9 protein-coding genes are annotated in these 11,834 nt (G+C 47.0%); 7 read left to right on the top strand and 2 right to left on the bottom strand.

All coding sequences use genetic code 11. The annotated features are described in order from the left end of the window. The 3 genes from JMX92_RS09505 to tkt form a co-directional block, all read left to right on the top strand. Positions 1-144: zinc ribbon domain-containing protein (locus JMX92_RS09505; RefSeq protein ID WP_201545355.1), on the top strand; the 144-nt coding region annotated here is incomplete at its 5' end. A 267-nt stretch (positions 145-411) separates the two neighbouring features. Then, positions 412-1,698 (top strand): serine--tRNA ligase, encoded by a 1,287-nt coding sequence (serS, locus tag JMX92_RS09500; RefSeq protein ID WP_201545353.1) that lies wholly within the window; start codon positions 412-414, stop codon positions 1,696-1,698. A 150-nt stretch (positions 1,699-1,848) separates the two neighbouring features. Further along, the gene (gene tkt, locus JMX92_RS09495) at positions 1,849-3,849 is read left to right on the top strand and encodes a transketolase (RefSeq protein ID WP_201545351.1); all 2,001 of its coding nucleotides are present in this window, start codon (positions 1,849-1,851) and stop codon (positions 3,847-3,849) included. A 102-nt stretch (positions 3,850-3,951) separates the two neighbouring features. On the opposite strand, the gene JMX92_RS09490 is transcribed toward tkt, so the two are convergent. Further along, positions 3,952-4,899 carry an IclR family transcriptional regulator gene (locus JMX92_RS09490; protein WP_201545349.1) on the bottom strand — a complete coding sequence of 316 codons (948 nt, stop codon included), beginning with the start codon at positions 4,897-4,899 and terminating at the stop codon, positions 3,952-3,954. Positions 4,900-5,169: 270 nt separating this feature from the next. Between JMX92_RS09490 and JMX92_RS09485 the strand changes: the two genes are divergently transcribed. Further along, the gene (locus tag JMX92_RS09485; RefSeq protein ID WP_201545347.1) at positions 5,170-6,366 is read left to right on the top strand and encodes an acyl-CoA dehydrogenase; all 1,197 of its coding nucleotides are present in this window, start codon (positions 5,170-5,172) and stop codon (positions 6,364-6,366) included. Between the two features lie 129 nt (positions 6,367-6,495). Beyond that, entirely contained in the window at positions 6,496-7,734 is a 1,239-nt protein-coding gene (locus JMX92_RS09480; protein ID WP_201545345.1) for a CaiB/BaiF CoA transferase family protein, read from the top strand. Positions 7,735-7,792: 58 nt separating this feature from the next. Here the strand turns inward: JMX92_RS09480 and JMX92_RS09475 are convergent, their stop codons facing one another. After that, positions 7,793-8,572 (bottom strand): IclR family transcriptional regulator, encoded by a 780-nt coding sequence (locus JMX92_RS09475; protein ID WP_227535005.1) that lies wholly within the window; start codon positions 8,570-8,572, stop codon positions 7,793-7,795. Between the two features lie 380 nt (positions 8,573-8,952). Here JMX92_RS09475 and JMX92_RS09470 point away from each other — a divergent pair, with 380 nt between their 5' ends. Then, complete coding sequence (locus tag JMX92_RS09470; protein WP_011960755.1) at positions 8,953-10,407, top strand: NAD-dependent succinate-semialdehyde dehydrogenase; 1,455 nt, start codon at positions 8,953-8,955, stop codon at positions 10,405-10,407. A 142-nt stretch (positions 10,408-10,549) separates the two neighbouring features. Further along, complete coding sequence (gene gabT / locus JMX92_RS09465) at positions 10,550-11,809, top strand: 4-aminobutyrate--2-oxoglutarate transaminase (RefSeq protein WP_201545343.1); 1,260 nt, start codon at positions 10,550-10,552, stop codon at positions 11,807-11,809. The last annotated feature ends 25 nt before the right edge of the window (positions 11,810-11,834 follow it).

The following is an 11,834-nucleotide window of genomic DNA, read 5'->3' as shown; positions in this document are numbered from 1 at the left end:
AGTCCAAAAGGTAGAGCAGGTCTTGGAATAAGAGGATGGAGGTGTGCTGAGTGTGGCACATGGCATGATAGAGATATCAATGCTGCTAAGAACATCCTTGCGGTCGGGCTTGACCGTCTAGCTGTAGGAATCCCCTCAGTTTAGCGAGGGGAGGAAGTCAATCGAAGATTAAGTACGTAATCGGCGGATTTAAGTACTCAAAAAATAGCCTAAGACGAAAAGAGGGATGTTGTAGATTGAAGCGTGGTCAAAATCAGTGGGCGAAAAATAGGCTAGGGTGGGTCAAAAAAACCAAAAAAGCAGATTTTTATCGGTTAATTGGGTGCATAGAGCGCTTTAAACGTGGTCAAAAATGCTCGGTCTTGGTATGATAGTCACCTTACTCTCTTAATCTCCTAAAAAAGGTGTTGCATGATTGATCCTAAGTTATTACGCCAAGATTTAACTGAGCTAAAACAGAAGCTTGCCAAGCGTGGCTATGAGCTGGATGTGGATTTTTGGCAACAGATGGAGTCGCAGCGCAAATCGCTTCAGGTGATCACCGAAGACTTACAGGCCAAGCGTAATGCTGGGGCTAAGCAAGTGGGTGTGCTCAAGAAAAATGGGGAAGATGCCACTGAGCTACTGGCTGAGATGCAAAATATCAGCAGCGAGATGAAACAGGCTGAAGAGTCGCTAAAAGCGCTACAAGACAAGATTAATCAAGCGGCATTACAAATCCCAAATATTCCAGCCGATGACGTGCCAGAGGGCAGCTCTGAAGAGGATAACGTTGAAGTGCGTAAATGGGGCACGCCGCGTCAGTTCGACTTTAAGGTCCAAGAACACAGCGACTTAGGCGAGGCTTTGGGTCAATTAGACTTCGCTGCTGCTGCTAAGCTAACGGGTAGTCGCTTTAGCGTATTAAAGGGTCAATTGGCACAATTACACCGCGCCCTTATCCAGTTTATGCTCAACACGCATACCGTAAAATACGGTTATACCGAGTGTTATGTCCCATATATCGTCAACTCAGATAGCTTAGAGGGCACTGGCCAGCTGCCAAAATTTGAAGAAGATTTATTTAAGCTGACCAACCACACCAACAATGAGTCAATGGGATTTTATCTGATCCCAACCGCTGAAGTGCCTATGACCAACTTGGTACGTGGTGAGCGTCTAGATGCCAGTGAGCTGCCGCTAAAATTTACCGCACATACCCCTTGCTTTAGAAGTGAGGCCGGCTCGCATGGTCGTGACACCCGTGGCCTTATCCGTCAGCATCAGTTTGAAAAGGTGGAGATGGTCAATATCGCTACCGCTGCACAATCTGATGAGCTGCTTGAGCAAATGACTGGCCAAGCTGAGTATATCTTGCAGCAATTACAGCTGCCGTATCGGGTGGTTAAGTTGTGTACTGGCGATATGGGGTTTAGCGCCCTGCGTACTTATGACATCGAAGTGTGGGTACCTAGCCAAGATACTTACCGTGAAATCTCAAGCTGTTCAAACTGTGGTGACTTCCAAGCCCGCCGCATGGGTACCCGTGTAAAAGAAGGCAAAAAAACTGAACTTGTACACACCCTAAATGGCTCTGGGCTTGCTGTGGGCCGCACCTTATTGGCGATTATGGAAAACCATCAAAACGCGGATGGCATCATCACCATTCCAGAAGTACTGCGTCCTTATATGGGCGGTGCTGAGATTATTTCAGCCTAAGACAACTTTATTGGTATAATTTGAGACATCCTGCCATTCATAGGAGTGACAGGATGCTAAGTCGTTTGTTTTTTATTGCTTATTTTTAGTCGTTTTTCCTCTCACTATTAACCTTTCGTTTTAATAGACCACCAAAACCTAGGATTTTTTATGTCAACACCTATATCTGAACGCAAACTAGCTAACGCCATTCGTGTGCTTTCTTTTGATGCGGTTCAAAAAGCCAACTCAGGGCATCCGGGCGCACCGATGGGCATGGCAGATATTGCAGAAGTATTGTGGCGTAAATTTTTAAAGCACAACCCAACCGATCCAAATTGGCCAAACCGTGACCGCTTCGTGTTATCAAATGGTCATGGCTCAATGTTGATTTACTCGCTACTGCATTTAACGGGTTATGACGTTAGCATTGATGATTTAAAAAACTTCCGTCAGTTGCATTCAAAAACCCCAGGTCACCCAGAGTTTGGCTATACGCCAGGTGTTGAAACCACGACCGGTCCATTGGGTCAAGGTATTGCCAATGCTGTGGGCTTTGCTATTGCCGAAAAAACATTGGCCGCTCAGTTCAACCGTGACGGTCACAACATCATTGATCACCACACCTATGCGTTCTTAGGCGATGGCTGTCTGATGGAAGGCATTAGCCATGAAGTGGCCTCACTTGCTGGCACTTTGGGCTTGGGCAAGTTGGTATTCTTCTATGATGACAACGGTATCTCAATTGATGGTAACGTAGAAGGCTGGTTCACTGACGACACGCAAATGCGCTTTGAAAGCTATGGCTGGCAAGTGATTAAGGTCGATGGCCATGACGCGGATGCTATTACCAAAGCCACGGAACAAGCGATTGCTGAAACCAGTAAACCCAGCTTAATCATCTGTAAAACCATTATTGGTGTGGGTAGCCCCAACAAACAAGGCAAAGCTTCAAGCCATGGCGCGCCACTGGGTGATGATGAAATCGTATTGGCTCGTGGTGAGCTTGCTTGGGCACACGCTCCTTTTGAAATCGATGAAGAAGTGTATCAAGCTTGGGATGCTAAAGCCAAAGGTGAGGCTCAGCAGAAAAACTGGGAAGCGGATTTTGAAGCCTATAAAAAAGCCTATCCAGAGCTTGCTGAGGAGCTACAGCGTCGTCTAAGCGGTGACTTGCCAAGTGACTTTGAGCAAAAAGCCAAAGCATACATCCAGCAGTGCCAAGATCAGGGTGAAAACGTCGCCAGCCGTAAAGCCAGCTTCAATGCTATTAATGCTTTCCAGCCACTACTGCCAGAGATTATGGGGGGGTCAGCAGACTTAGCAGGGTCTAACTTGACTTTGTTCAAAGATGCTAAAGGTATTGAAACTGATGCTGATGGTAACTACATCTATTACGGCGTTCGTGAATTTGGTATGACCGCGATTGCTAACGGTATTGCGTTACACGGCGGCTTTATTCCTTACGTTGCTACTTTCTTAATGTTTATGGAATATGCCCGCAATGCGGTACGTATGGGCGCGTTAATGAAACAGCGTGTTATCCATGTGTATACGCATGACTCAATCGGTCTGGGTGAAGATGGTCCTACGCATCAGCCTGTGGAGCAGTTGACCAGCCTGCGCACCACACCAAATCTGCATACATGGCGTCCTTGTGATACCGCAGAGTCGGCCACGGCCTGGGCAGAAGCACTAAAAGCTAAGAACAACCCATCTGCGCTGATCTTTAGCCGCCAAAACTTGCCGCACCAAGCACGCGATAGCGAGCAAGTGGCCAATATTGCTAAAGGGGGTTACGTGCTGGCCAAAGAGCAGTCTGAGCTTCAGGCCATTATCATTGCGACAGGCTCAGAGGTGAGCTTAGCGATGGACGCATACCAGACATTAATGGCAAACGGTGTGGGTGTGCGCGTGGTGTCTATGCCTTGTGCTGAAGTATTCACTGCGCAAGACAGCGACTATCGTGAGGCAGTATTACCATCAAGCATTCGTGCTCGCGTTGCGGTAGAAGCTGCACATGTGGACTATTGGTTTAAGTTTGTGGGTCTTGATGGTAAAGTGATTGGCATGACCACTTATGGTGAGTCAGCTCCTGCAGGCGAGCTGTACAAAGAGTTCGGTATCACTACTGAAGCTGTGGTAGAGGCGGTAAACAGCTTAGTTAAATAAGCTTTTACTGACTGAATAAAAAAGAGTTGTCAGACATGTCTGGCAACTCTTTTTTTACGTTTACTCTCTTTTCTTAACATCAATAAGGTAAAACCCTTTTGTTTACAATGACTCAATCTGTTTGGCCAAAGCCTGTAGGTGCGGCACAATATAACTGATATAGCTGTCGGCCTCCCACAGTGCCCTTGGAACACTGGCATTTAAGGCGTGAGTGTATTTACCCTGAATGCTGTCGTATAGCGGCATTGCCACTGCCAAGATATCGGGTGAATACTCCCCATCGGACAAGCTGTAGCCGTGCTGGTGATAAAAATCAGCTGCCTGATCAAGCCTATTTATTGCCACAAGCTTTTGCTCAGAGTCATCAGCATAGGGCAGAGTATCTATCACTTGCTGCTGCATAGATGGCGTCATCGCAGCATAATAAGCCCGCCCTAAAGCCGTCTTCTCAAGTGGCACCGTTGACCCCACTGACAGATTCACCGCCAATCGTGCTGGACTGCGATAACACGCCACATAACGCATCTCGCCCTCATCTTCGGTCGCAATATTGACCGACACCTGATGAGTGAGTGCAAACTCTCGCAGTAACGGCATCGCCTCTTCAACGATATCTTGCCCTTGCCAGACACTGCTGCTTAATTTGAGCAGGTTTTTGCCAAGCTTATAGCTGTCATTGCTATTGCGCTTGATAAAGTTTAACTGCTGCAACGTATGCAATAGGCGGCTGACAGTAGCTTTAGGCAAAGCGGTCTTATCACACAGCCTCTGATGGGTCAGCTCTTGCTCATCTTCAAAGGCACTTAGCAACAGCAGTCCTCGTCCAAGTGCTGTAATAAAGGCCTTGTCATCCGTTATTTTGGCATGCTCTAAACTGCGGCTGAGGCTGTCAAGTAGACCAATATTTGCTGATGGTTTTAGGGTCGGCAAAGATGCCATGTCTTTATTAGATACTGTTTCTTTATAAAAGCGTGGGTCATGATCGCTGCCAGACTGATCTGAGGCAGCAGCTATATTTAAGCCATTTGGTTGCTTTTTGGGGTGTGTCATAAGGTAGTCATCGCCGCTTATATTTATTTTAAATAGCAGTTAAACCATTGATAATAAACCACATAATTTGTTGTTTAGTCGATGGCTGTCAAAACTGCTTTACTTACTTAATCAATTCTGTTTTAATTAATCCATTAAATGAAACAAAGTTTCACTATGCGGAACATATTAAGTTTAGCAGCTTTAAGTAAAGTAATCTAGCTTTTTTATTTCGCACTCTTAATAAGCCCATTTGTATAAATGACAGTTGATAAAAACAAGGAGTTCGTTATGTCAAGTAATGCCCACGCCACCCACAGACCTACTTTTGAATGGTCAGATCCTTTTTTATTACATGACCAACTCACAGAAGAAGAGCAGATGGTGCAAAGATCGGCGCATGATTTTTGTCAAAGCGAGCTTATGCCAGGAATTTTACAGGCCAACCGTCATGAGAATTTTGACCGCAATATTATGCGTCAAATGGGCGAGCTGGGTCTGCTTGGTGTTACCATTGACGGGTATGGTTGTGCCGGCTTATCGAGTGTGGCTTATGGTGTTATTGCCAAGGAAGTAGAGGCAGTCGACTCAGGCTACCGCTCTGCCATGAGTGTGCAGTCAAGCCTAGTGATGCATCCCATCTGGGCATACGGCACAGAGGCACAAAAAGAAAAGTACCTGCCCAAACTGGCAACAGGTGAGTATGTGGGCTGCTTTGGCTTAACCGAACCTGACGCTGGCTCAGATCCTGGCTCAATGAAAACTCGTGCCAAAAAAGTAAATGGTGGCTATCAACTTAAAGGCAGCAAAATGTGGATTACCAACAGTCCGATTGCCGATGTCTTCGTGGTATGGGCAAAAGATGATGAGGGTGAAATCCGCGGCTTTGTATTAGAAAAAGGCATGAAAGGCTTATCAGCACCTAAAATTGAAGGCAAATTCTCGCTGCGCGCCTCTATCACTGGTGAAATCGTGATGGATGATGTGTTTGTCCCTGAAGAAAATGCTTTTCCAGACATTCGTGGTCTAAAAGGGCCGTTTGGTTGCCTAAACAAAGCCCGTTATGGCATTGCTTGGGGCTCAATGGGCGCAGCTGAGTTTTGCTGGAAAGCGGCCCGCCAATATACTCTAGATCGCAAACAGTTTAACCGTCCTTTAGCCGCCACTCAATTGGTACAGCTAAAGCTTGCCGATATGCAAACTGAAATTGCTCTAGGCTTACAAGCTGCGCTGCGAGTAGGGCGCTTGATGGATGAGCACAATGCGGCGCCTGAGATGATTTCTCTGATTAAGCGCAACAACTGTGGTAAGGCGCTCAATATTGCTCGTGTGGCACGTGATATGCACGGCGGTAATGGTATCAGTGATGAATTCCATGTGATTCGCCATGTTATGAACTTAGAGGCCGTGAATACTTATGAAGGCACTCATGACGTACATGCCCTTATTCTAGGCCGTGCTCAGACGGGTATTCAAGCTTTTGGTTAGATAGTTTTATAGCAGTAGACATGGAAGGCAATGGCCGCCATAAGCAGGGTTTTGTTTCGGCTGTCATTAGCGGAGCACTCTCCACTTAGGGCGGCTTTTTTTATCGCCAAAACAGACATAAGGGATGATATGTTACATAATGAATCAACTGAGTCAGGACGCACAGAGAAAAACATACAGGTCTTAAGCGGTATTAAGGTTTTGGATTTATCTCGAGTGCTGGCAGGGCCGTCTAGTACCCAAATTCTTGCAGACTTAGGTGCTGAGGTTATCAAGGTAGAGCGCCCTGTGGTTGGGGATGAAACTCGGCACTGGAATCCGCCAAGCTTCACTGATGAGCAGACAGGGGAGCAGACCGCCGCCTACTTTGCCACTGTCAACCGCAATAAGAAGTCAATCACCGTGGACATCACCACAGCAGAGGGACAGCAGCTGATTAAAGCGCTGGCAAAAGACAGTGATGTGCTGGTGGAGAACTTCAAAGTGGGTGGGTTAAAAAAATACGGGCTAGATTATGAGTCATTAAAAGCGCTCAATCATCGACTGATTTATGCCTCCTTGACCGGCTTTGGGCAGACAGGGCCTGAGGCACATAAACCTGGATATGACTATATCATTCAAGGCTTATCAGGGCTGATGAGCATCACAGGCCCAAGCGATGGAGAGCCGCACAAAGTGGGCGTGGCTGTGGTGGATTTGTTCGCAGGCTTGCAGCTGACTGTGGGCATTCAAGCAGCGCTTTTGGCGCGCGCCAATACAGGTGAAGGACAGCATGTGGATGTCGCCTTGCTCGATAGTGCCATTGCGATGCTGGCCAATATCGGTATGAATCACTTGGCTTCAGGCAAGACGCCGCCTAGATTGGGAAATGCCCATCCTAATATTACCCCTTATCAAGTATATGCTACAGGTGATGACAGTCACTTTATCTTGGCGTGCGGCAATGACAGCCAATTTGCCAAAGTGTGTGATGTCATTGGGGTAGCGCTGCATGAAGACCAACGATATAGCACTAATCCTGCTCGAGTGCAAAACCGCGAAAGCTTACAGCAAGTACTCACAGCGGTATTTAAGACCAAAACCCGTGAGCAGTGGCTACAGCTGCTGCAACAAGCCGGTGTGCCTTGCGGTCCTATTCATAATGTCACTGAGGCACTGGCAATGCCGCAGGTGCAGGCTCGCGATATGATTGTCAGCTTCGAGGGTAGTCCGGTGCGCGCTTTAGGCAGTCCGATAAAGCTCTCTGGGACGCCGGTGAGCTACCATAGTGCTCCGCCGGCGCTAGGCGCAGATACTGAGGCGGTATTACATAGCATGGGACTTAGCGATGAGAAGATACAGCAGCTGCGGGCTCAGAATATCGTGTAGACAAAATATCTGCGTCCATGCCTGTCAACACATAAGTGCTGGCTATTGGCGCAATGAATTAGTGGCTGCTAATGCCAAGGCGCTGGGAGATGTCTTTGGCCAAGGCCAGTAAGGCTTGGCTGACGCCCTCGCGCTGTTTTTCATACTCCTCTTTAACGAAGCTGATGGCCATACCAGCAATCGGCTGTCCTTCCGTATCGACCACACAGGTTCCCAGACAATACATACCCTCTCGCAGCTGACCATCATCAAGTGAGATGCCGGTATCACGCACCTGTTGCAACTCTTTAAGTAGCACATCTAATTGCTGCACACTTCTTGAGGTATATGGCGCCGGCATCTGCTGCTCAAACAGCTGAGTTATGGTGCTATTGTCATAAGTGGATAACATGGCTTTGCCAGTGGCAGAAAAAGGCGCAGGCACTCGCACCCCTGAGCGAAAGGTAAAACCTAGTGGGGCGGGCGACTCATGGCAGGCTAAAAATACCACCTCCTTGCCATCAATCTTCGATAAGGTCACCGTGTGCTGCAATAGCGTGGGGTGATTGACAATGACCTCGTGAAAGACATCAATAATACTGTGCTGCTTTTCATACTTGCCAGCCCAGTACAACAGATAAGACCCCAAATGAAAACGGTTGTCACGGTCTTTAAACACCAAATGCTTGGCCAATAGACTTTGCAAGATATTGTGGGTGCTACTTTTGGGAAGTGACAATTGCGACGCGATTTCAGCTGAGGTGAGTGGGTAATTGGCTTCTGTAATCAGATCCAAAATAAGGCACATTTTATCTATGGCAGGTACGCTAACAGAGGGCTTAGAGGTATTGTCTTTCAAGTCGAATTTTCCTATTTAATACTCAAGTAATCCAAGCTTACTCGGGTCAATGAGAGGGATGACAATATGTCATTGAAAGTGTGTAACGATGAGTCGTTATTTAATTTGAAAGGGATACGGATGGCAATAACTCACCAATAAAAATAGGGCTAATTATATGTAATTTTTGGTTGCAATTTAAAGGAAACTAAACCTATAATAAACCATCCTGTATATGAAATACAAATTCAATATACTGAACCAAGAAGAGTAGGGAAATTCTCATACACTGTGTCTTGAAGGCATAGGTATTCACTTGATGAAGTAGATATTTAATTAAGTAGCCAGTTTGCCCTCACAAGCATCTAGCTTGGCTACCCAAAGCGACAAGGAAGGTCTTTATGTTAAGTTTAAAAAATCCTGCATTATTAAAATCACATTGTCTACTGGGCGAAGGCTGGGTAGATGCCCAAGATGGTAGCCAAATTGCGGTTACCAATCCCTTTAATAACCAACAAATCGGCACTGTGCCAAGTCTAACTCAAGCTCAAGTTGAGCAAGCTGTCACTGATGCTGAAGCTGCTCAAGTGGCTTGGGCTGCTCTTACCGCAGCTGAGCGGGGCAAGTTATTACATAAATGGGCCGATCTGATTGATGACAATCACGAAGACTTGGCGGTATTAATGACCGCTGAGCAGGGTAAGCCCTTAAAAGAGTCTCGTGGCGAGATTACCTATGCCAACAGCTTTATTCGCTGGTTTGCTGAAGAAGGCAAGCGTGTGTATGGCGATGTCATTCCCTCTACCAAAAGCACTCAGCGTATTACAGTTCTAAAGCAGCCGGTGGGTGTCTGCGCAGCCATCACGCCTTGGAACTTCCCCTCAGCCATGATTACCCGCAAAGCGGCACCTGCCTTAGCGGCCGGCTGTACCATGATTGTCAAGCCTGCCACTGAGACCCCGTTATCTGCACTGGCATTAGGCGAGCTTGCGCTGCAAGCGGGTATTCCAAAAGGTGTGCTACAAATTGTCACTGGCAAGTCCTCTGTTGTGGGCGGGGTATTAACGCAAGACCACCGCGTGCACAAATTGTCTTTTACCGGCTCAACAGAGGTGGGCCGTACCTTAATGGCACAATGTGCGCCCACCATCAAAAAGCTGTCTTTGGAACTGGGCGGTAACGCACCCTTTATCGTCTTTGATGATGCCGATCTTGAAAAAGCGGCCGATGGCTTAATCGCAGCCAAATACCGCAATGCCGGTCAGACCTGTGTCTGTGCCAACCGCATTTATGTACAAGACAGTATCAAAGAGCAGTTTTTGGCCATTTATCTACAAAAAGTCGCCCAGTTATCGATAGGCGATGGTCTAAAAGAGGGGGTAGATATCGGTCCTTTAATCAACCAAGGCGCCCTAGATAAGGTCACCGCTTTATTACAAGATGCGTTAGATAAAGGCGCAAGCTTACTGGCTGGGGGTGATGTGAATGACATCTCACCCTTGACCATGAATCCGACGGTAATTAGTGACATCACAGCAGATATGGACATTGCTCACGAAGAGATTTTTGGGCCAATCAGTACCATCTTTACTTTCAGTGATGAAGCAGAAGTTATCAAGCATGCCAATGACACTATTTATGGCTTGGCTGCCTATTTTTATAGCAATGACCTGGCCCGTTCATGGCGCGTCTGTGAAGGGCTAGATTATGGCATGGTGGGTCAAAACACAGGCATCTTATCGACAGAGGTTGCACCCTTTGGTGGCGTCAAGCAATCTGGATTTGGCCGTGAAGGCTCTAAATATGGCATAGATGAATATGTCGTCACTAAATACTGGGCCCAAGAGCTGGGCTAACTATCTTTGATTTAAAAAACGGTCAACTATTGATCATAACAGGGGATACCTCCCCAGCTACAAGTTGGTAACCTAAGTGGGATAATCCACTTAATATTTTCCCAAATGCACAGGCATTAAATTTGATACAAAGGATGTAGATATGAGCAAGCTAACCAATCAGTCATTACTAGAGCGCCGTACCAAAGTATTACCTAAAGGCTTAGGCGTGGCTTTCCCAGTCTTTGCCGAGACGGCCAAAAATTCAGAGGTATGGGATGTTGAAGGCAATCGTTATATCGACTTTATCGGTGGTATATCGGTACTAAACACTGGCCATAATCATCCAAAAATCACTGAGCGTGTGCGTGAGCAGTTGGATAAATTCACTCATACCGCTGCCCAAATCATGAACTATGAAAGCTATGTGAGTCTGGCTGAGAAGTTGTGTGAACTTGCCCCTATCAGCGGTGATAAAAAGGCTGTGTTTTTTACCACGGGCGCTGAAGCGGTTGAAAACACCATGAAAATTGCCCGTGCACACACCGGTCGTCACGGCGTTATCTCCTTTGTCGGTGGCTGGCATGGCCGCACTCATATGTGTATGGGGCTTACCGGTAAGGTGGTACCTTACAAAAACAACTTTGGTCCTATGCCAGCCTCCATTCACCATGCGTTATTTCCAGCACCTGAGCTTGGAGTGACAGAGGCACAAGCGCTTGAAAGCATTGAGATGATTTTCCAAGCTTCTATTCACCCAAGCGATGTGGCAGCCATGATTATAGAGCCGGTTCAAGGCGAAGGCGGCTTCCATCAAGTTACCCCCTCATTTGCTAAGGCGCTACGTAAGATCTGTGATGAGCACGGTATTGCGCTGATCTTTGATGAAGTACAGACCTGTTTTGGTCGTACTGGCACTTTATTTGCAACGGAGCAACTGGGTGTTGAGCCTGACTTAATGACCAGCGCTAAGAGCTTGGCTGGTGGGTATCCTATTTCAGCTGTGATTGGCCGTGCTGACATTATGGATGCACCACAGCCTGGTGGGTTGGGTGGTACTTATTCGGGTAACCCATTGGCTTGTGTGGCTGCTTTGGCAGTCATCGAAGTGATTGAAGAAGAGGGTCTGCTTGAGCGCAGTAAAGTGATTGGCGATACCATTGCCAGCTTCTTAGCGGCACTAGATAATCCAAAAATTGCCAATATCCGCCATAAGGGCGCTATGCTGGCCTTTGATATAGTGGATGCTCAAGGTAAGCCAGACGCTGAAGCCACCGCCAAGCTGCGTGCCAATGCCTTTGAAAAAGGTCTTCTATTGGCGTCATGTGGCCGTCATGGTAACGCCATTCGTGTGATGGTGCCTTTGACTGTCTCTGATGACGTGTTGCAAGAGGGTCTTGAGATTATTAAAGCGGCTTTGTAATGGGATAAAAGCACTTACGCTTAAT

This window comes from Psychrobacter sp. H7-1, from assembly GCF_904846585.1.
Lineage (GTDB): Bacteria > Pseudomonadota > Gammaproteobacteria > Pseudomonadales > Moraxellaceae > Psychrobacter > Psychrobacter raelei.
The sequence above is the reverse complement of the archived record's forward strand: the minus strand, read 5'-3'. Positions and strand labels throughout refer to the sequence as shown.

What these genes read in the sequence shown, in the direction of transcription:
- serS (WP_201545353.1), top strand. Translation starts at nt 412, where the DNA reads ATGATTGATCCTAAGTTATTACGCCAAGATTTAACTGAGCTAAAACAG.
- tkt (WP_201545351.1), top strand. Translation starts at nt 1,849, where the DNA reads ATGTCAACACCTATATCTGAACGCAAACTAGCTAACGCCATTCGTGTG.
- JMX92_RS09490 (WP_201545349.1), bottom strand. Translation starts at nt 4,899, where the DNA reads ATGACACACCCCAAAAAGCAACCAAATGGCTTAAATATAGCTGCTGCC.
- JMX92_RS09485 (WP_201545347.1), top strand. Translation starts at nt 5,170, where the DNA reads ATGTCAAGTAATGCCCACGCCACCCACAGACCTACTTTTGAATGGTCA.
- JMX92_RS09480 (WP_201545345.1), top strand. Translation starts at nt 6,496, where the DNA reads ATGTTACATAATGAATCAACTGAGTCAGGACGCACAGAGAAAAACATA.
- JMX92_RS09470 (WP_011960755.1), top strand. Translation starts at nt 8,953, where the DNA reads ATGTTAAGTTTAAAAAATCCTGCATTATTAAAATCACATTGTCTACTG.
- gabT (WP_201545343.1), top strand. Translation starts at nt 10,550, where the DNA reads ATGAGCAAGCTAACCAATCAGTCATTACTAGAGCGCCGTACCAAAGTA.